The 20,267-nt window shown below is 70.6% G+C and carries 15 protein-coding genes and 1 tRNA gene; 7 read left to right on the forward strand and 9 right to left on the reverse strand.

Going from position 1 to position 20,267, the window contains the following annotated elements; all coding sequences use genetic code 11:
* Positions 1-143 precede the first annotated feature (143 nt).
* Positions 144-7,079, reverse strand: coding sequence for an OmpL47-type beta-barrel domain-containing protein (locus EXE59_RS02685; protein ID WP_168218380.1), 6,936 nt, complete (start codon positions 7,077-7,079; stop codon positions 144-146).
* 206 nt (positions 7,080-7,285) lie between these two features.
* On the opposite strand from EXE59_RS02685, the gene bagA reads away from it, so the two are divergent.
* Together bagA and bagB are read left to right on the forward strand one after the other, a co-directional pair.
* Positions 7,286-8,311 (forward strand): ATPase BagA, encoded by a 1,026-nt coding sequence (gene bagA / locus EXE59_RS02690; protein ID WP_210428869.1) that lies wholly within the window; start codon positions 7,286-7,288, stop codon positions 8,309-8,311.
* Entirely contained in the window at positions 8,308-9,444 is a 1,137-nt protein-coding gene (bagB, locus tag EXE59_RS02695; protein WP_135837518.1) for an ArsA family ATPase, read from the forward strand. Before bagA ends, bagB begins: the two co-directional genes overlap by 4 nt.
* Before the next feature lie 17 nt (positions 9,445-9,461).
* Here the strand turns inward: bagB and EXE59_RS02700 are convergent, their stop codons facing one another.
* Positions 9,462-9,749, reverse strand: coding sequence for a WhiB family transcriptional regulator (locus tag EXE59_RS02700; RefSeq protein WP_135837519.1), 288 nt, complete (start codon positions 9,747-9,749; stop codon positions 9,462-9,464).
* Positions 9,750-9,945: 196 nt separating this feature from the next.
* Between EXE59_RS02700 and EXE59_RS02705 the strand changes: the two genes are divergently transcribed.
* Complete coding sequence (locus EXE59_RS02705; RefSeq protein WP_168218381.1) at positions 9,946-12,345, forward strand: penicillin-binding protein; 2,400 nt, start codon at positions 9,946-9,948, stop codon at positions 12,343-12,345.
* Positions 12,346-12,359: 14 nt separating this feature from the next.
* Here the strand turns inward: EXE59_RS02705 and EXE59_RS02710 are convergent, their stop codons facing one another.
* Positions 12,360-12,818, reverse strand: a complete 459-nt coding sequence (locus tag EXE59_RS02710) for a GatB/YqeY domain-containing protein (protein ID WP_135837520.1) — start codon at positions 12,816-12,818, stop codon at positions 12,360-12,362.
* 26 nt (positions 12,819-12,844) lie between these two features.
* On the opposite strand from EXE59_RS02710, the gene EXE59_RS02715 reads away from it, so the two are divergent.
* From EXE59_RS02715 to EXE59_RS02725, 3 genes are all read left to right on the forward strand, one after another.
* Positions 12,845-13,777: a metallophosphoesterase gene (locus tag EXE59_RS02715; protein WP_135837521.1), complete on the forward strand. Its 933-nt coding sequence runs from the start codon at positions 12,845-12,847 to the stop codon at positions 13,775-13,777.
* A gap of 23 nt (positions 13,778-13,800) precedes the next feature.
* Complete coding sequence (locus EXE59_RS02720; RefSeq protein ID WP_135837522.1) at positions 13,801-14,439, forward strand: dihydrofolate reductase family protein; 639 nt, start codon at positions 13,801-13,803, stop codon at positions 14,437-14,439.
* A gap of 89 nt (positions 14,440-14,528) precedes the next feature.
* Positions 14,529-14,602 (forward strand) — tRNA-Pro (locus EXE59_RS02725).
* A 63-nt stretch (positions 14,603-14,665) separates the two neighbouring features.
* Here EXE59_RS02725 and EXE59_RS24060 read toward each other — a convergent pair.
* Both EXE59_RS24060 and EXE59_RS24065 read right to left on the reverse strand, forming a co-directional pair.
* Positions 14,666-15,301: an integrase core domain-containing protein gene (locus EXE59_RS24060; protein ID WP_210428870.1), complete on the reverse strand. Its 636-nt coding sequence runs from the start codon at positions 15,299-15,301 to the stop codon at positions 14,666-14,668.
* The gene (locus tag EXE59_RS24065; protein WP_210428871.1) at positions 15,298-15,852 is read right to left on the reverse strand and encodes a helix-turn-helix domain-containing protein; all 555 of its coding nucleotides are present in this window, start codon (positions 15,850-15,852) and stop codon (positions 15,298-15,300) included. Before EXE59_RS24065 ends, EXE59_RS24060 begins: the two co-directional genes overlap by 4 nt.
* Before the next feature lie 165 nt (positions 15,853-16,017).
* Here EXE59_RS24065 and EXE59_RS02735 point away from each other — a divergent pair, with 165 nt between their 5' ends.
* Positions 16,018-16,626, forward strand: coding sequence for a hypothetical protein (locus EXE59_RS02735; protein ID WP_135837523.1), 609 nt, complete (start codon positions 16,018-16,020; stop codon positions 16,624-16,626).
* A 37-nt stretch (positions 16,627-16,663) separates the two neighbouring features.
* On the opposite strand, the gene EXE59_RS02740 is transcribed toward EXE59_RS02735, so the two are convergent.
* The 4 genes from EXE59_RS02740 to recR all read right to left on the reverse strand — a co-directional run bounded on the left by EXE59_RS02740 (position 16,664) and on the right by recR (position 20,258).
* Positions 16,664-17,710, reverse strand: a complete 1,047-nt coding sequence (locus EXE59_RS02740) for an aspartate-semialdehyde dehydrogenase (protein ID WP_135837524.1) — start codon at positions 17,708-17,710, stop codon at positions 16,664-16,666.
* Positions 17,707-18,993, reverse strand: a complete 1,287-nt coding sequence (locus tag EXE59_RS02745; protein WP_135837525.1) for an aspartate kinase — start codon at positions 18,991-18,993, stop codon at positions 17,707-17,709. Before EXE59_RS02745 ends, EXE59_RS02740 begins: the two co-directional genes overlap by 4 nt.
* Before the next feature lie 90 nt (positions 18,994-19,083).
* On the reverse strand, positions 19,084-19,665 hold the full coding sequence (locus EXE59_RS02750) for a DUF5063 domain-containing protein (protein WP_135837526.1): 582 nt from the start codon (positions 19,663-19,665) through the stop codon (positions 19,084-19,086).
* Positions 19,662-20,258 carry a recombination mediator RecR gene (gene recR / locus EXE59_RS02755; RefSeq protein WP_135837527.1) on the reverse strand — a complete coding sequence of 199 codons (597 nt, stop codon included), beginning with the start codon at positions 20,256-20,258 and terminating at the stop codon, positions 19,662-19,664. Before recR ends, EXE59_RS02750 begins: the two co-directional genes overlap by 4 nt.
* Between the last annotated feature and the right edge of the window lie 9 nt (positions 20,259-20,267).

A 20,267-nucleotide genomic window follows, 5' to 3' on the forward strand; every position in this document is an offset into this window, starting at 1 on the left:
CCGAGACCCTAGCGGCCGTGTGACCGTCGCCACCGTGTGGGCGGGAACCACAGTTCGACCGTCCCGATGTGTGGATCAGCCGGGCCCGAGGGGAGGCACCCTCCTCGGACCCGGCTGAGTCGTGCACCGGTCGCAGCGACCGGTCAGAGCTGACGCAGGCGTTCCCTCACCTGGGCCAGCAGGGCCGCGCGCAGCTCCCCGTCCAGCTTGGTGCGGACCAGCTTGCGCAGCTGCTTCAGCTCCTTCCTCGCCGCCTTCCGGTCGCCGGAACGCTCGGCCTTGCGAGCGTCCTTGTCGGCCTGGAGCAGCTTGGTGGCGAGCTTCGGCCCGACCTCCTCGTCGGCGGCCAGCGCCTTCACCACCTTGGTGACCGACTTCCCGGTCGCCTGCACGGTGAAGACCACCGTCTGCGAGCTGGTGTGGCCGGCCACGTCCGCCGCGGTGACGGTCAGGACGTGGCGTCCGGTGGAGAGCGTCCACATGGACCACTCGCCCGCCTCGACCGCCTCGCCGTCGAGCGTCGCCCGCACGCCGCGGACCCCGGACGTCGCGTCCGTCGCCGTCCACGCCACCGCCGCCTGCTGGTGGCTGGGGTAGGTGCGTGCCCGGATCCCCGAGATCGCGACCTCCGGCTCACCGGTGTCGACCGCGATCTCGCGCGACTGCGCCGTCTCGACGTTGCCGTCCCGGTCCACCGACCGCACCTCCAGGACCTGGCGGCCCTGCGCGGTGATGGTGAACGGAGCCGTGTACGCCGTCCACGCGCCGCTGCCGATGCGGTACTCGGTGCGTGCCACCCCGGACTCGGCGTCGGTCGCGCCGAGCGTGACCTTCGGAGCCGTGGTGAACCAGCCGGCGCTGCCGTCGGGCGACGCCGGGGCGGTCCGCACGGTGGTCACCGGCGCCGTGGTGTCGGCTGGCGGGCCGCCGACGGTGACGTCGATCGACTGCGCCTCCTCCACGTTGCCAGCGACGTCGGTCGAGCGGAACTCGACCGTGTGCTCGCCTGCCCCGGTCACGAGGACCGGCTCGACGTACGTCTCCCAGTCGCCACCGTCGACGCGGTACTCGGTCGACGCGACGCCGGAGGTGGCGTCGCTGGCTTCGAGCACCACCGAGTCGCCGCCGTCGTCGGCCTTCTCGTGCGTCGCACTCGTCGCCGGGGTGACGGTGTCGACCTCGACCTCCGAGGACTGCACCTCCTCCTGGTTGCCGGCCTCGTCGGTCGAGCGGAACTCGATGACGTGCGTCCCGTCGGGGACCGCGACCGCGGCGTCGTACGTCGTCCACGGGCCGCCGTCGACGCTGTACTCCGTCGACGCGACGCCCGAGCCGTCGTCCTCGGCGTCGAGGGTGAAGCTCGGACCGGTGACGTACCAGCCCTCCTCACCGTCGGCCTCGGCCGGCGACCAGGTGATGGTCGTGGTCGGTGCGTCGGTGTCGGCGGCCTCGACGACGACCTCGATGCTCTTCGTCGCCTCCTCGTTGCCGGCCACGTCGGTCGAGCGGAACTCGACCGTGTGAGTACCCGGCTCGGTCAGGGTGAACGGACCCGTGTAGTCGGTCCACTCCCCCTCGTCGACGCGGTACTCGATGGACGCGACGCCCGACCCGCCGGACTCGTCGGTCGCGGTCAGCGTGACCCGCACGCCGTCCTCGACCACGGCCTGACCGGCGGTGGTGACCGGCGCGGTCGTGTCGGCCGGCGGCTCGTCGCCGTCGAGGTGGAAGTGGTCGAACTCGACCGTCACCGGCTCCTCCTGCTCGGGACCGATCGCCATCAGGCCGATGGAGTTGAGCGGTCCGTCATAGGTGATGCCGTCGCCGATGGGCGTCCACGACGCACCCGCGGTCGACTTCACCGCGGCGGTGTACGTCGTGCCGGTCTTGGTCACCTGCACCCACCAGTAGCCGCTCTCGGTGGTGTCGGCGATGTTGACCTGGTCCCCGCCGCTGACGCCGGCGCCTCCCTTCTCCGCGGCCAGCTCGGCCCGCAGGTCGAGCGCAGCACCCGGTGCGTTGAAGGCCACGATGTCGGCCTTGGCGTAGTTGTCGTCGTCGCCGTACATCAGCAGACCGGCCAGCTGGTAGCGGTGCTCGAGCGGGGCCTTGAGCTTGGTCTCGGCCACCCAGTCACCGTCGGGCGCGTCCTGCAGGATGAAGTTGCGCGGCTGGATCGGGTTGTTGCCGTTGATGTCGCCCGGCTCTGTCGCGATCCTCAGGTGGCCGTCGGCCACCGACTCGGTGTTCGAGTTGTAGCGCACCGACTCCGCCCAGCGGCAGCCGTCGAGCGCGCTGCCGTCGAACTCGTCGTCGGCCTCGACCGCGGGAGCCGTACGGTCCGGGGTCACCCGGAACCAGTCGACCTGCGCGACCCGCGGCGTGGTGCCGAGGTCACCGGCCGCCATCAGCCCGACCCGCGCAGCCGACCCGGTCTTGAGGTCGAGCGTGCCGGCCAGCGCGGTCCAGTCGGACCCGTCGGCGGAGTACACCCCGCTGAGCTTGCCCGCGACGTGGGTGAGCCGCAGGTGGATCGTGCTCGGGAAGTCCGCGGCCACGACCGGCGCGGCAGGCGTGGTGCGCGAGCCGTTGGTCTCGGACTGGAACTCCACGAGCCGGGTCCCGTTCTGGTGCCGCACGAACGCGAGCTTGTTGTACTCGTCGTCCGACTGGTGCACGACCAGGCCGGCCCACTGCCAGTGCGAGCTGTGCTCCAGCGTGATCTTCGTGGTGGCGGTCCAGTCACCGGCGGGCACCGGCTGGCCGGCGAAGCTCACCGGTCCGGGGCTCGCCTCGTTGATGTCACCGGTCGTGACGGGCAGGCGGAGCGAGCCGCCGGCCTGCGTGATCGGCGCACCGGGAGCGTTGCGCAGGGCCCACTTGGGCAGCAGCGCCGGGGAGTCGAACTCGTCGGAGACGGGTCCGGTGACGCAGCTCAGCGGCTCGCTCGGGGTCTCCGGCTCGGGCTCGGGCTCCTGCGGGTCGCTGTCGATCGCGAACTGCGAGAAGTCGGCCGTCCGGACGGCGGACTCGTGGGCCATGATGAACATGCCGACGTCCTGCGTCGCGCCGATGCCGGCCAGGGTGACTGCTGCGCCGACCTGGGTCCACGACGTGCCGTTGTTGGACCAGTACGCCGACACCTGGTTGCCGCGGCGGCTGAGCTTCAGCCACTTGGGCACCGTGCTGGTGCCGCCGGCGACGGACGCGTTGAGCTGTCCGTTGCCGTCGGGGTCGGTGAGGAACTCCATCCCGCTGGCGCGGCGCCACGCGAGAATGGCGTAGCCGGGCGAGACGCCGGGCTGCGTCATGTCGTTGCGGACGAGGAGGCCGGCCTTGCCCGAGTTGTGGTTGAGCGTGCTGGCGTCGACCCGCACGATGGCGTCGTACTCGTCGTCACCGCCGCCGGGCTTGAACAGCGTCGTGTACTGGTCGGTGCCCTGCCACGCGTTGGCGCCCGCGCCGGAGATCCGGAACGCGCCGGCGCCGAGGCGCTCGAACTCACCGTTGACGTTGCTGAACGGGACCAGGTCGCCGAACAGCTCGCCCACCTGCACCTGCACGAGGCGTGAGGTGGTGACGTTCCCCTCGTCGTCGGTCGCCTTCGCGGTCAGCTCGTAGAGCCCCTCCTCGGCGGGAGCGGTCCACGTCGCGGCGTACGGCGCCGTGTCGTCCTCGCCGATCTTGGTGTCCCCGGCGAAGAACTCGACCTTCGAGACCGAGCCGTCGGCGTCGGACGCGTCGGCGGCCACGGCCACCTCGGCGCCGGGGTCGAGCTCGTCCCCGTCGACGGGCGCGGTGATGGCGACGACCGGCTTGGCGGTGGGGGAGATGCCCTGGCCGACGGCCTCGAAGAAGTTGAGCTTGATGTCGCCCGGGCCGGTGAAGACCAGGTGCAGGTCCATCGTCTCGTTGCCGAGAGCGCTCACGTCGACCGCGACGTCGCGGAACTGCTGGCCGGTCGCCGGGACCTCGGCGCTGCCGACGAGCTCACCGGTCGGGCTGCCCTTGCGCAGCTCGATGGTGCCGCCGGCCGAAGCGGCCTGGACCCGCAGGTGGAAGTCGTCGATCCGGTGGAAGTTCACCGGCTCGAAGCTCACCCACGCGCCGTCCTTGCCGACCACGACCTGGCCGCCGCCGGCGGGGTCGCGTCCCGGTGCCACGGTGGCGGTGTCCGACTTGGCGTCGAACCACTCGGCCTGCCGCAGCTTGGGGAAGATCACCGACGTGTCGGAGCCCAGCAGCGGGTTCTCCCCGCCGGCCCCTCCGGTGTCGGTGTAGCGGGCGTCGATGGCGTAGAAGATGTTCTCGTCGGCCGCGTGGCCGCCGACGCTCGTCACGGTGCTGCCGGTCAGGCCGCGGGAGGCGACCAGCGGGTGCGCGTGGTCGTCGTGGCCGAGGGCGGGCTGCACCTCGACGGCCTGCGGGTCGACCGTCTCCTCCTCCGGGTCGGTCACCCGGACCTGCCAGCCGACCTCGTCGCCGAAGTCGAAGAAGGAGCCGTCCGGCGGGGTCTCGAGCTCGACCACCGGGCGGGTGTTGCCGACCGTGATCGGCACCGTCGTCGTACCTGTCTTGCCGGCCGGGTCGGTGACGGTCAGACGGGCGTCGAAGACACCCTCGTCCTCGAAGACGTGCGTGGCGGTCACACCGGTCTCGTCGGTGGTGCCGTCAGCGTCGAAGTCCCACTCGTAGGTGAGCGCCTCGTCCTCGGGGTCGGTCGAGCCACTGCCGTCGAAGGCCACCTCGAGGGGCGCCTGGCCGGAGTCGGGCTCGGCGTCGATGCGGGCGACCGGCGAGCGGGAGCCGCTGATGTAGTCGATGCGGTAGAGCCCGGACGTGGGGTTGTCGCGCCCGTAGCCGCCGCCCCAGTCGAGGACGTACATGGAGCCGTCGGGGCCGAACTTGGAGTCGATGGGCGCCAGGAAGGGCACGTCGGGCAGGAACGGGTTGACCTTCTCCACCTGCGAGCCCTGCGCGGCGGCGGGGTCCTTCAGCTGGATGTTGTACATCTTGTTGCGGGCCCAGTCGTAGAAGAACGGCTTGCCGTCGTACGACTCGGGGAACTTCGTGTCGGACTCGAGGGTCTCGTCGTAGCGGTAGATCGGGCCGCCCATCGGGGCCAGGCCGCCGCCCTGCGGGATCGCGCCCACGGAGGAGCGGCGGTAGCCGTAGTACATGTCCGCGGCGCGCGCCGGGGGCAGGTTGGTCAGGCCGGTGTTGCGCACCGAGTCGTTGACCGGGTTGGCGCAGTCGAAGTAGTCACCCACGACCGGCGGGTTCAGCGGGGTGGTGCTGCCGTAGTCGACGTCGCGGAACGGCTCGCCGTTGGGGTTCTGTCCGTTGTGGTTGCCACCCATGCAGAGCGGCCAGCCGTAGTTGCCGGCGCTCTTGATGAGGTTCCACTCCGCGATGCCCGCGGGGCCGCGGGTGTCGGGGGCGTCGGTGCCGTTGTCGGGCGAGTAGTCGGCCATGCTCAGCCAGCCGGTCTCGCTGTCGATGGAGAAGCGGAACGGGTTGCGGAAGCCCATCGCGTAGATCTCGGGGAGCGTCTTGTCGCGCCCGACGTCCTCGGACTCGGGGAACAGGTTGCCCTCGGGGATGGTGTAGCTGGAGCCGGCGCCCGGCTGACCCGGCTCGTCGAGCGGCGTGATGCGCAGGATCTTGCCGCGCAGGTCGTTGGTGTTGGCCGAGGTCTCGCGGGCGTCGTGGAAGGTGCCGGCGCGCTCGGACAGCGGGGCGTACCCGCCGGACGGCTCGGAGTGGGGGTTGACGTCGTCACCCACGCCGATGAAGAGGGTGCCGTCGTCGTCGATGTCGAGGCCGCCGCCGGTGTGGCCGGGCTCGTCGGGAAGGCGCCGCGCCGGGATCCGGATGATGACCTTCTCCGTGGCGGGGTCGACCGCCCCGTTCTCGAAGGTGAAGCGGGAGACGGTGGACCAGAAGTTGTCCGGGGAGGAGTCGTTGGGCGAGGCCGCCGACCGGTAGAGGAAGATGTGCCCGTTGGTCGCGAAGTCGGGGTCGAGCGCGACGCCGAGGAGACCGTCCTCGCCGCCGGAGTAGACCGGCAGCGTCAGCACCGTCGTGACCGCCTGGGTGACCGGGTCGTACATCCGCAGCTGGCCGCGGACGAGCTCGGTGTAGAAGACCTTGCCGTCGTCGGCGACGTCGATCGCGAAGGGCGCCGAGGTGTTCTGGTCGAGCGGGATGCGCTCGAAGTTGCTCCACACGGTGCCGCCGCAGTCACCCTCGACCATGCCCGCGACGTACTTCACGCCGCCGATGATCATGTCCATGAACTCGGGCTCGTCGTAGTTCTTGGGGAAGTGGCCGAGCGCGGTGCTCCAGAAGCGGCCGCCGTCGTAGGGCTTGCACCAGGTGATCGGGTGGTCGTAGCCCTGGGCGTTGGAGCCGGGGTTGTAGGTCGACTCGTCCATCGTCTGCAGCACGTGGGCCTCGCCGCGGACGTTGCGGTTGAAGTTGTACCACTCGTCGTTGCGCATCCACCGGGTCACCTCGTCGGTGCCCTGGAAGTGCTCGGTGGAGGGGTGGGTGACGTCCTCGTTGCGCACGACCGCCGGGATGTCCTGGGCCGAGTGACCGGGCATCAGCGCGCCGATCATGCTGTCCCACCACGGGTAGTTGCCGCGCATGTCGGTGGCGTTGTGGATCGCCGCGATGCCACCGCCGGCCTGCATCCACCGCTCCATCGCAGCCTTCTCCGCCGCGGTCCACGGGTCGCCGTTGATCTGGAAGGCGACCATCGCGTCGAATTGCGCGAGGTTCTCGTCGGTGAAGACCGAGGAGTCGGAGGAGACCGTCACGGTCATCCCCTCCGCCTCCAGCGCCGCCTTGATCTTGGGCGTGCCGTAGGCGATCGCCTCGTCGTGCCACGGACCGGCCGGTGCCTCGTTGAAGAGCAGCACGTGGCCGTGGCCGGGGTGCGCCTGGGCGGGCGCGGCGACGACGGCGCCGAGCAGCACGCTGCCGACGAGGGCCAGTACGGCGAGCAGGGCGGTGCCGGCGCGCGAGCGACGGGCAGTTGATCCTCGCGGGATCGAGCGCGGGGTGGTGGACATCCCAGGGCCTCCAGGGGGCGAGCGGAGTGGCAACGGACGGCGGCGAGTGAGGTCGCGCTGTGACATGGGTCACGAATGGTCTGACGCGACGCTCCCAGACTTTTGTCTGCTGGTCAAGCAAAAGGTGTCCGTCAACATCTAGAAGACGCGTGAGCGGCCGTCGAACGCTCGGAAGGTCCTCCACCCCCGCTGGCTATCCTCGGCTCGTGACCGCCCCCGCCGACCGCCCCGTCGACTGGCCGAAGGTCCGTCTGCACGTCGTCACCGGCAAGGGCGGCACCGGCAAGTCCACGGTCGCCGCCGCCCTCGCGCTGGCACTCGCCGGATCGGGGCGCAACGTGCTGCTGTGCGAGGTGGAGGGCCGGCAGGGGATCGCCCGGATGTTCGACGTCGACCCCCTCCCCTACGAGGAACGCCGCATCGCCAAGGGCGCGCCCGACGTCGACGGCCGGGCCGGGCAGGTGCACGCCCTGCACGTCGATGCCGAGTCGGCGCTGCTGGAGTACCTCGCGATGTACTACAAGCTCGGCCGGGCCGGGAAGGCGCTCGACCGCTTCGGCGTCATCGACTTCGCCACGACCATCGCCCCCGGTGTGCGGGACGTGCTGCTGACCGGCAAGGTCTACGAGGCGGTCCAGCGGCCCCGCGGCGGGCGCACCCGGGAGCAGATCACGTACGACGCCGTGGTGCTCGACGCGCCGCCCACCGGGCGGATCTGCCAGTTCCTCGGGGTCAACTCCGAGCTGGCCGGGCTCGCCAAGGTCGGCCCGATCAAGTCGCAGGCCGACAAGGTGATGGAGCTGCTGCGCTCGACGCGCACCGCCGTGCACCTCGTCACGATCCTCGAGGAGATGCCCGTGCAGGAGACCTCCGACGGGATCGCCGAGCTGCGCGCCGCGGGGTTGCCGGTCGGCGGCATCGTGGTCAACCTCGTCCGCCCGCAGGCGCTCAGCCCGGGGGCGCTCGCGCAGGTGCGCGACGACGCGGTCGACCCCACCGCAATCACCTCCGAGCTCAGTCGCGCGCGGGTCGACGTCGACGCGGCCCTGGTCCGCGCGCTCGTCGCCGAGGCCCGCGACCACGCCGTACGCCGGCAGCTCGAGGACGAGCAGCGCGCCCTCGTGGCGGCCGAGGGCCTGCCGACCTACGAGCTGCCCCGCATCGCCGCCGGCATCGACCACGGCGCGCTCGTCGAGCTCGCCCAGCTCCTGCGCCACCAGGCCATGGCATGAATCCCACCCCGACGTTGGACATCGACGCCCTCCTCGACGACCGGACCACCGAGATCATCGTGTGCTGCGGGTCGGGCGGCGTCGGCAAGACCACCACGTCGGCCGCCCTCGCGCTGCGCGCGGCCGAGCGCGGCCGCAAGGTCGTCGTGCTGACGATCGACCCGGCCCGCCGGCTCGCGCAGTCGATGGGCATCGAACAGCTCGACAACACCCCGCGGCCGGTGCCGGGCGTCGGGGCCGAGGCCGGCGGCTCGCTCGACGCGATGATGCTCGACATGAAGCGGACCTTCGACGAGGTCGTCGAGTCCCAGGCCAGCCCCGAGAAGGCTCGGCAGATCCTGGAGAACCCGTTCTACGTCGCACTCTCGAGCTCGTTCGCCGGGACCCAGGAGTACATGGCGATGGAGAAGCTCGGCCAGCTCCACCGGCAGGCGCTCGAGGACGGCAGCCACGACCTGATCGTCGTCGACACGCCGCCGTCGCGCTCCGCGCTCGACTTCCTCGACGCGCCCGAGCGGCTGTCGAGCTTCCTCGACGGACGATTCATCCGGCTGCTGCTTGCCCCCGCCCGCGGTCCGGCGCGACTGATGACAGCCGGCTTCTCGGTCGTCACCAACGCCCTGACCAAGGTCCTCGGCGCCCAGGTGCTGCGCGACATGCAGACCTTCGTGGCGGCGTTCGACACGCTCTTCGGCGGATTCCGCCAGCGGGCCGACCAGACCTTCGCCCTGCTCCAGGCCGACGGGACCGCGTTCGTCGTGGTCGCCGCACCCGAGCCCGACGCGCTCCGCGAGGCCGCCTACTTCGTCGACCGGCTCACCGACGACGAGATGCCGCTGGCCGGTCTCGTCGTCAACCGGGTCAGTCCGGCGGCGCGTACGGACCTCTCGGCCGAGGCGGCGATCACCGCCGCCGACCGGTTGCGGTCCGGCGACTCCTCGTCACTCACGGCCGGGCTGCTGCAGCTCCACGCGGACCGGGTCCGCATCGTCGAGCGCGAGCAGCACCTGTGCGAGCGGTTCGCCGCCTCGCACCCCCAGGTGCCGACGGCGTTCGTCCCGGCGCTCGCCGAGGACGTCCACGACCTCGACGGCCTGCGCACGATCGGCGAGGGGCTCGCCGACCAGGCATAGGCCAGGCCGAGACCTCGTCAGACGGTGACGGAGGGAGACTCGACCTTGGTGCGGGCGGTCTCCAGGATGGAGCGCCACGACGAGTCGGGCCGGCGGCGGAGCAGCGCACGGCGCTCACGCTCGGTCATGCCGCCCCACACGCCCCACTCGATCTGGTTGTCGAGCGCCTCGGCCAGGCACTCCGTACGCACGGGGCAACCGGCGCAGACCTGCTTGGCCTTGTTCTGCTCCGCACCTCGCACGAAGAGTGCGTCCGGCGTGTCGCCCTTGCATGCGGCGCGTGCCGCCCAGTCCTCGACCCACATGATCTGTACCCCACGGTGTGTGTCGAGCCGGTCAGCCGCCCCCATAGCGGCCATCCCCGACTCCGCATGAAAAGTAAACGAAATGCCCCCGGTCCAGACAGGGGCCGAGTGGCTCAATTCGCATAGTCCAATGTGACTACTCCGCTGCGCGGTTGGAATTGAAGGTGCTATGCGTCCGCCACGTACTCTGGTGCCCATGCCAACCCGCTCGTCCTCCCGTTCCGAGCGTCCGCACGGACGCCCCGACGCCGGTCGTGTCGCCTCCCACCTCGCGGTGATGGGTGCCGTCGCGGTGGTCATGGGTGTGCTCGTGGCCTGCCTCGCCATCCCGTTCGCGGGCCTGGTGGGAGTCGCGGCCAAGGACGTCAGCAAGGGCATGGTCAACCTCCCGGAGTCCCTCGAGGCCAAGGACCTGTCGCAGAAGACGCGCATCTACGACGTCAACGGCAACCTCATCGCCTCGCTCTACGACCAGAACCGGATCAACGTCCCGCTGAGCTCGATCTCGCGGCCGATGGTCAAGGCGATCGTCGCGATCGAGGACTACCGCTTCTACGACCACGGGGCGCTCGACCTCAAGGGCACGCTGCGCGCCTTCATCACCAACCAGGCCAACGGCGGCTCCGTGCAGGGTGGCTCCTCGATCACCCAGCAGATGGTGAAGCAGACGCTGCTCTACCAGGCCGAGACCGACGAGGAGCGCAAGGCCGCGACCGAGGAGACGTACGCCCGCAAGGTCCGCGAGCTGCGCTACGCGATCGCGTTCGAGAAGAACCACACGAAGGACTGGATCCTCGAGCGCTACCTCAACATCGCCTACTTCGGCGACGGCGCCTTCGGCGTCCAGGCGGCCGCGCGCCACTTCTTCTCCAAGAACGCCAAGGACCTCAACCTGCTCGAGTCGGCCACGCTCGCGGGCCTGGTGAAGAACCCCGTCGGCTACGACCCGGTCGACAACCCCGAGCGCGCCGAGAGCCGGCGCAACGTCGTGCTCGACCGGATGGCGCAGCTCGGGGTCCTCACCGAGAAGAAGGCTGACCGCCTCAAGAACAAGCCGATCGGCGAGACGCTCAAGATCGAGACGTCCCCCAACGGCTGCCAGCAGTCGCGGGCGCCGTTCTTCTGCGACTACGTCGTCAACTGGCTGCTCAAGGACCCCGTGCTCGGCGACACGCCCAAGGAGCGCCGCCGCACCCTCAACAACGGCGGCCTGACGATCAACACCACGATCGACCTCGACATGCAGAAGGCCGCCGACGACTCGGTCTCGAGCCACGTGTTCCAGACCGATCAGGCCATCGGCGGGCTCGCCATGGTCGAGCCCGGCTCCGGCGACGTCCGCGCGATCGCGCAGTCGCGCCCGATGGGCAAGGACAAGAAGGGCGGCGAGACCTACCTCAACTACGTCGTCCCGAAGAAGTACGGCGACGCCAACGGCTTCCAGGCAGGCTCGACCTTCAAGGTGTTCGTCCTCGCCGAGGCGATCAACCAGGGCATCCCCCTGAGCACGAACATCTACTCGCCGCAGGAGATGCAGATCGAGGACGAGGAGTTCGAGAACTGCGACGGCCCCTATGCCGGCGACGGCGAGGGCTGGAACGTCAGCAACTCGACCGGCGGTGACCAGGACTACAACCTCTACACCGGCACCCAGCAGTCGGTGAACACCTTCTTCGCCCAGCTCGAGATGCAGACCGGCATGTGCGAGCCGCTGCAGCTCGCCGCCGACATGGGCGTCAAGGTGCCGCTGGCACAGAAGGTGCCGTCGTGGATCCTCGGCGTCTCCGACAGCAACCCGCTCGAGATCGCCCAGGCCTACGCCACCTTCGCCGCCCGCGGCCTGCACTGCGAGCCGCGCCCGGTCACCCAGGTGCTCGACTCCTCGGGCGGGGTCCTCAAGGACTTCCCGACCGAGTGCGAGCAGGTCATGCCCGGCGCCACCGCCGACGCGGTCAACGACATCCTGCGCGGCGTGATGGAGCCCGGCGGGTTCGGCCAGAACATCGCCATCGACAAGCCGTCGGCCGGCAAGACCGGCACCAACCAGAACAACATGTCGGTGTGGTTCGCCGGCTACACGCCCAGCATCTCGACCGCCGCGATGGTCGCCGGTGCCAACGAGTTCGGCGAGTGGGTCAGCCTCAACGGCCAGGTCGTGGGCGGCAGCCCGATCTACGAAGCCTTCGGCTCGACCGTCGCCGGCCCGATCTGGGGCGACGCGATGGCGGCCATCTCGGCCAAGCTGCCCTACGAGGACTTCCAGGCCCCGCCTGGCGACGAGATCGCCGGTGTGCTGAGCACGGTGCCCGACGTCGCCGGCCAGAGCGTCGAGGCAGCCACGGCCACCCTGCAGGGCGCCGGCTTCGCCGTTGCCGACGGCGGCCAGGTCAACTCCGAGGTCGCCGCCGGCACCGTGGCGTACACGTCCCCGGCTGGCGGCACCGCCCTCAGCAGCGGCGACACCGTCACGCTCTACACCTCGACCGGGACCGTCCCGCCGCCCGAGAACAGCGGCGGCGGTGGCGGAGGCGGAGGCGGAGGCCGTGGCAACAACGGCAACGGCAACGGCAACGGCGGAGGCCGGGGCAACGGCTGACCGGGCAGTGCCCGTCAGCCGAGCTGGCGCCGCACCTCCGCGGCGACGGCACCGCCGTCGGCGCGACCCTTGACCTGCGGCGTGACGACGCCCATCACCTTGCCCATGGCGCGCATCCCCTCGTCGGCGGCACCCGTCTGCGCGATCGCTGCGCTGACCAGGTCGGCGATCTCGGCCTCGCTGAGCTGGGCCGGGAGGTACTCGGCGATGACCACGCCCTCGGCGGCCTCCTTGGCGGCCATCTCGGTGCGCCCGCCCTCCTCGAACGCGACAGCCGCCTCGCGACGCCGCTTGGCCTCGGTGGACAGCACGCCGATGATGTCGTCGTCGGAGAGCTCGCGGGCCTCCTTGCCGGCGACCTCCTGGTTGGTGATCGCGGTCAGCACCATCCGCAGGGTCGAGGAGCGCAGCTCGTCGCGCGCCTTGATGGCGGTGGTGAGGTCGGCGCGGAGACGGTCCTTCAGGTCACTCATGGAACCCATTGTGGCAGCCTTGGCGAATGCCTTTCCTCCCCGCCGTACGCCGCTCCCTCGCGCTCGGCGCCCTCGCCGGCGCGGGCGTCGCGACGTACGCCGCGTGGGAGGCGCGGCAGTACACCCTCCGCCGCGTCACGCTGCCGCTGCTGCCGCCCGGGCACGCGCCGCTGAAGGTGCTGCACCTCAGCGACATCCACATGGCCCCCGACCAGCGCGCCAAGCAGGAGTGGCTGCGCGGCCTGGCCGCCCTCGAGCCAGACCTGGTCATCGACACCGGTGACAACCTCGCCGACAAGCGGTCGGTCCCGGTCGTCGTCGACGCCCTGGGCGGCCTGCTCGACGTGCCGGGCGCCTACGTCCTGGGGTCCAACGACTACTACGCCCCCGGGTGGCGCAACCCGCTGCGCTACCTGCTGCCCGACGACGGCGAGCGCAACACCTCGACCCCGCAGCTGCCGTGGCCCGAGCTCAAGGACCGCTTCGCCGCCGCCGGCTGGCTCGACCTGACCAACGGGTTCGGCTCGCTGAAGGTCGGCGGGACCCGGATCGCCTTCGCGGGGGTCGACGACCCGCACCTGAAGTACGACGACCTCGAGCGCGTCGCCGGGCCTGCGGACCCGGGCGCCGACGTACGCCTCGCGGTCGCGCACGCGCCCTACCTCCGCGTCCTGGACCAGTTCGCCGCCGACGGCTACGACGCGATCATCGCCGGGCACACCCACGGCGGGCAGGTGTGCCTGCCCACCCCGACCGGCGGTCGGGCCCTCACCACCAACTGCGACCTCGAGCCGGCCCGCGCCCGCGGCCTGCACCGCCACCCCGCCGACTCCGCACCCGGGGACGACGGCTCGGCCTGGCTGCACGTCTCCGCCGGGCTCGGCACCAACCCCTACATCCGCCTCCGCGTCGCCTGCCGCCCCGAGGCGACCCTGATGACGCTCGTCCCGACCACCTGACCCACAGCCACCCAGGAGCCCTCGTGCCACTCGTCCGGGTCCACAACTTCTCCATCTCGCTCGACGGCTTCGGCGCCGGGGCGCCGCAGTCGCTCGAGTCGCCCTTCGGCCACGCCGGCGAGCGCCTCCACGAATGGATGTTCGCGACGCGCTTCTGGGACCCCGAGGCCGGTCACCAGGGCGTCGACGACGCGTTCGCCGTGCGTCACGGCGACGGCTTCGGTGCCGAGATCATGGGCGCCAACAAGTTCGGCCCGCCCGGGTGGCAGGACGACCCCGACTGGCGCGGCTGGTGGGGCGAGGACCCACCGTTCCACACCCCGACGTACGTCCTCACGCACCGGCCGCGGCCGCCGCTCGAGATGCAGGGTGGCACCACCTTCCACTTCCTCGACGCGTCGCCGGAGGAGGCTCTGGGCGTGGCGCAGGAGGCTGCCGGCGACCTCGACGTACGCCTCGGCGGCGGCGCCAGCTCGATCCGCTCGTTCGTCTCCGCCGGGCTCGTCGACCACCTGCACCTCGTGGTGGTGCCGATCGTGCTGGGCCGCGGCACCCGCATCTGGGACGGTCTCGACGGCGTGGAGTCGGCGTACGACATCGAGTCGGTGGCCTCGCCCAGCGGCGTCGTGCACCTGACCCTCACTCGTCGCTCCCGCACCTGAGTCCACGGCTCCGGGGCGATTTCGGGAGGCCCAGACCGCTCCGGTATGCTCGCCCGCGTTGCCCTGACGAGTCCTCTCGATCGGGGCGGCGGGCTGTGGCGCAGCTTGGTAGCGCGCCTCGTTCGGGACGAGGAGGCCGCAGGTTCAAATCCTGTCAGCCCGACATTGTGATGTCGCAGGACATCGCGGACACCCGGACCTACGGAAACGTAGGTTCGGGTGTTCTTCATTTGGGGTTGCGTGGTTGGTAGTCCTTGCTGGTGTCGATGGTGAGCTCGCGGAGGAGTTCGCCGGTGATGGCGTTGACGATGCGGACGTCGAGGTCGTGGACGAGCAGGATGATGTGGGTTCGGGCGTGGGTTCGTCCGACGCCGATGTGGCGGAGTTTGTCGGCGATGCGCAGCGTGACGCTGCCGGACTTGTCGACGCGGTCGTGCCGGATTCGGTCGTGGGTGTCGGGTTCGCGGCTGGGGCCGGGTAGGGCCTTTGGCATGGTGTCGTAGAGCGCGGCCGGGGTGGCGCGGTGCGGCAGGGATCGGTGTGGTCGCTGCTGGTTGTATTCGCGCTGGAACCGGTCCAGCAGCGTCTGTAGTGCTGCGATGGTGGCGGGCTGGGTGGGCTGGGCGCGTAGCCAGTTCTTCATGGTCTGCTGGAAGCGTTCGACCTTCCCGCAGGTGGTGGGGTGGTTGGGCCGGCTGTTCTTCTGCACGACGTGCCAGTCGCGGAGTTGTTGCTCGAAGCCGTTGCGGCCGCCGCGGCGACCGATGCCGGCCAGGCGGACGGTGTAGACCATCCCGTTGTCGGTCAATGTCGAGGCGGGGATGCCGTGCTGACCTGCGGCTTCGCGGAAGGTGGCCTTCACGATCGGGGTGTGATCGCCCGGTGTGCGGAGATGTGCAGGGCGTAGCGGGTGCAGTCGTCGAGCCAGGTGATGATCTCCACGCCCTTGGGGAAGGTTGCTGTGTCGGTGAGGGGGTAGTGGGTGAAGTCGGACTGCCAGCACTCGTTCGGCATTGCTGCTTCGAACCGGATGTAGGACGACTTGGGTCGCTTCCGCGGCTCGGGGGTGACGGCGCCGTGGCGGGTCAGGATCCGGTGGATCGTGGCCCGCGCCAGCCTCACCTCGTGGTGCTGGAGCAGGTGCCAGCAGATCGTTTCCGCGCCAGCATCGTGGCCGGCCTCGAGGAGTTGCTTGCGCAGCGTGAGGACCAGGTCGACGGTCGCGGGCGGGGTTGCTCTCGGCGAGGTCTTCGGGGCCTTGGAGCGGGGTTCGAAGGCGGCTTCGCCCTCGTCTCGGTAGCGGGCGAGGAGCTCGTAGAGCCTCGAGCGGGACACGCCGTAGGTCGCGACGACCTCGGCGACGGGTCGCCCCTCCACGACAACGGCGGTGATGACCAAGCGTGCCTTTGACATGGCTGAGCATCAGCGCGGTATCGCGGATGTCTTGAGACATCTGTCCGGGATGTCGTGAGACATGTGTCCGGGATGTCCTGAACCAGGACACTGTCGGTTCGTCATCCGGTGCCCCGGACCCAGATCACTGGGTCCGGGGCACCTTTCATGTGGCACCCTGCCCCCATGGCAGACGGCTCGAGGACAGACGGCACGCCCGACGAGGGACCCTCGCTGGAGATGCCCTCCTTCCCGCGACGGCGGCGGAGGGAGAAGCCCGAGGCGGCTCCCGAGACTGCCTCTGGACCTGTCCCGCGGGCCGCGGCGTCGGATCCCGCTGCCACCGAGCCCGCCCGCGTACGCCGCCCGTTGCCCAGCGTCTCGCTCGCGGGCCTGCCGGCCGCGGCCGTGACGGGCGTGGTGGTGGGCGCCCTGGGCGTGCTGCTCGTCTGGCTGGCCGGTGTGGGCTGCGAGGCCGTACGCGGCACCTCGTCGTGCGGAGGCGGTCCCGGCCTGCTGGTGCTCGTCGTCGTCCTGGGCGTGCTCGCGTGGGCGGGCAGCCTGCTGCTGCGGGTGTTCGCCGTGCCCGACGCCGGGTCGACGAGCCTGCTGGGCGTCGGGATCCTTGCGGTGCTGGTGATGGTCTTCCTGCTCGGCTCGCTCGACCAGTGGTGGACCGCCGTCGCCGTCCCCGTCGCGGCGGCGGCCGCGTTCGCGGCGTCGTGGTGGGTCACCACGACGGTGGTCGGCGAAGACGCCGAGGCCGAGGCCTCGGCGCCGCACGACGTGCGCTGAGCACGGGGTTGTCAGGCACTCGCTGACATGGCCGACCTCAGCGAGCGGCCGCGATCAGCTCCGCGATCTGCACCGTGTTGAGGGCGGCGCCCTTGCGGAGGTTGTCGTTGCTGATGAAGAGCGCGAGCCCGCGGTCGTCCGGCACGCCGGCGTCCTGCCGCAGCCGGCCGACGTAGGACGGGTCCTTGCCCGCGGCCTTCAGCGGCGTGGGCACCTCGTCGAGCTCGACACCCTCGGCCGAGGCCAGGATCTCCCGCGCCCGGTCGGGCGTCATCGACCGCTCGAACTCGGCGTTGACCGCGAGCGAGTGACCGGTGAAGACCGGCACCCGCACGCAGATGCCGGAGACCAGCAGGTCGGGCAGGCCCAGGATCTTGCGGGACTCGTTGCGGAGCTTCTGCTCCTCGTCGGTCTCGTTGAGCCCGTCGTCCACGATCGAGCCGGCCATCGGGAGCACGTTGTAGGCGATCGGCTCGACGTACTTCACCGGCTCGGGGAAGGAGATCGCCGTGCCGTCGTACGCCAGCTCGCGGGCCTTGTCGCCCGCCTCGGCCACACCGTTGGCGAGCTCGTCGACGCCGGCGACGCCGGAGCCGGAGACCGCCTGGTAGGTCGAGACGATGAGCCGGGTCAGGCCGGCCTCGTCGTGCAGCGGCTTGAGGACCGGCATCGCGGCCATCGTGGTGCAGTTGGGGTTGGCGATGATGCCGCGCCCGGCCTCGATCACCTGCGCCATCGCGTCGGCGTTGACCTCGGCGACGACGAGCGGGATCTCCGGGTCCTTGCGGAAGGCGCTGGAGTTGTCGACCACGATCACGCCCGCGTCGACGAACTTCTGGGCGAGCGCCCGCGACGTCGTGGCGCCCGCGGAGAACAGGGCGATGTCGAGACCGGCCGGGTCGGCGGTCTCGGCGTCCTCGACGGTGATCTCACGGTCGCCGAAGGGCAGCACGGTCCCGGCCGAGCGGGAGGAGGCGAAGAAGCGGACCTGGTCGGCCGGGAACTCCCGCTCGAGCAGGATCTGGCGCATCGCGACGCCGACCTGCCCGGTGGCACCGACGATGCCGATGTTCACGGGGCTCATCGTCCGGTGCCTCCGTAGACCACGGCCTCGACCTCGTCGGCGTCGAGGTCGAACGCCGTGTGGGTCGCGCGCACGGCGTCGTCGACCGCGTTCTCGTCGACGATCACCGAGATCCGGATCTCCGAGGTCGAGATCATCCCGATGTTGACCCCCGCGGAGGCGAGGGCGGCGAAGAACTTCGAGGTGATGCCGGGGTGCGAGCGCATGCCCGCGCCGATCAGCGAGACCTTGCCGATCTTGTCGTCGTAGAGGAGCTTGTCGTAGCCGACCTCGGCCTGGATCCGGGCCAGCGCCGTCATCGCGACCTGGCCGTCGGTGCGCGGCAGGGTGAAGGAGATGTCGGTGAGGCTCGTGGCGGCCGCGGAGACGTTCTGCACGATCATGTCGAGGTTGACCTGCGCCTCGGCCAGCGCCTCGAAGATCCGCGCTGCCTCGCCGACCTTGTCGGGCACGCCGACCACGGTGATCTTGGCCTCGCTGCGGTCGTGGGCCACGCCGGCGATGATGGGCTGTTCCATGGTGTCTTCCTCGCTGGGTCCGCTGGTCTGGGGGTCACTGACGACCCAGGTGCCTTCGAGCTGGCTGAACGACGAGCGCACGTGGATCGGGATGCCGTAGCGGCGGCCGTACTCCACGCACCGCAGGTGCAGGATCTTGGCGCCGCACGCAGCGAGCTCGAGCATCTCCTCGTAGGAGACCTTGGTGAGCTTGCGGGCGCTCGGCACGATCCGCGGGTCGGCGGTGAAGACGCCGTCGACGTCGGTGTAGATCTCGCAGACATCGGCCTCGAGCGCCGCGGCCAGCGCGACCGCCGTGGTGTCGGTGCCGCCGCGGCCGAGGGTGGTGATCTCCTTGGTGTCCGCGGAGACGCCCTGGAAGCCCGCCACGATGACGATGTGGCCCTCGCCGATGGCCTGGGTGATGCGTCCCGGGGTCACGTCGATGATCTTGGCCTTGCCGTGCACCGAGTCGGTGATCACGCCCGCCTGCGACCCGGTGAAGGAGCGAGCGGTGTAGCCCAGGTCGCTGATCGCCATCGCGACCAGCGCCATCGAGATCCGCTCACCGGCCGTGAGCAGCATGTCCATCTCGCGCGCGGGAGGCAGCGGCGAGACGCCGTTGGCCAGGTCGAGCAGGTCGTCGGTCGTGTCGCCCATGGCGGACACGGCGACGACGACGTCATGGCCGGACTTCTTGATGTCCACGATGCGCCGCGCGACGCGCTTGATGGCGTCGGCGTCGGCGAGCGAGGAGCCGCCGTACTTCTGCACGACAATGCCCACGATTGGTCCTCGGGATCGGGGTGCGGCCGTCAGCGGCCGCGGTGCTCTGGCGTGCCTGCCGGCGCCGTTGCCGCCAGGCCACCGACGATTCTACGGGCGCGCGGCCGGAGCGTCCTCGAGCATCTCATCCGCGACCGCGACGGCCTCGGCGTCGGCCTCGAAGTCGGTGTCGAAACGGTCGTGGGCCACGACGGTGAGGAGCGCGTTGAGCGCCGCCCCCGCGAGGTTGCCCCAGTTGTTGACGTAGGAGAACTGCCACCACCACAGCGCCTCGTCGACGTTGCCGCCGCGGAAGTGCCGCAGGCCGTTCTCGAGGTCGATGGCGATCGAGGCGAGGTCGTCGGACAGCCGGCTCTCCACGAGCTCGGGTATGTAGGGGTCGAAGACGAAGGTGTAGGCGTCGACGCCCTCGAGCATGTCCGCGAGCCGCAGGCGCAGCTCGTCGATGTCCGCCTCCGGCCCCACGTCGGGCTGGAACTCCTCGCGCGGGGTGAAGTCGGTCTGGGCTCCGAGCCGGGCGCCCGCGAGGAGCACCTGGCTGATCTCGAGCAGCAGCAGCGAGACCGCCTGGGCGCCGTTGCCCTCGCGCGCGATCGCGCGCAGCGCGAGCAGGAAGCTCTCCACGGAGTCGGCGATCTGCTCACCGAAACGGCTCTGGTCGGCGTCTGTCATGTGGCTGCTCTCCTTCCGGCGAATGCACGGCCGAGCGTGACCTCGTCGGCGTACTCGAGGTCACCGCCCACCGGCAGTCCACTCGCCAAGCGGGTGACGCGCAAGCCCATCGGACCGAGCAGGCGCGTGAGATAGGTCGCGGTGGCCTCGCCCTCGAGGTTGGGGTCGGTGGCGAGGATGACCTCGGTGACCGTCCCGTCCGCCAGGCGCGGCATCAGCTCCTTGACGTGGAGTTGGTCGGGCCCGATGCCGTCGATGGGCGAGATCGCGCCGCCGAGGACGTGGTAGCGGCCGCGGAACTCGCGGGTGCGCTCGATCGCGACGACGTCCTTGTACTCCTCGACGACGCACAGCACGCTCGGGTCACGCCGCTCGTCGCGGCAGATCCGGCACTGCTCGTCCTCGCTGACGTTGAAGCAGGTGGAGCAGAACTTCACCTTGGCCTTCACCTCGATCAGCACGTCGGCGAGGCGGCGTACGTCGGTGGGCTCGGCCTGCAGCAGGTGGAAGGCGATCCGCTGCGCGCTCTTCGGGCCCACGCCGGGCAGCCGACCGAGCTCGTCGATCAGGTCCTGGACCACACCCTCGTACAAGGAAGCCCC

The organism is Nocardioides eburneiflavus (genome assembly GCF_004785795.1).
Lineage (GTDB): Bacteria > Actinomycetota > Actinomycetes > Propionibacteriales > Nocardioidaceae > Nocardioides > Nocardioides eburneiflavus.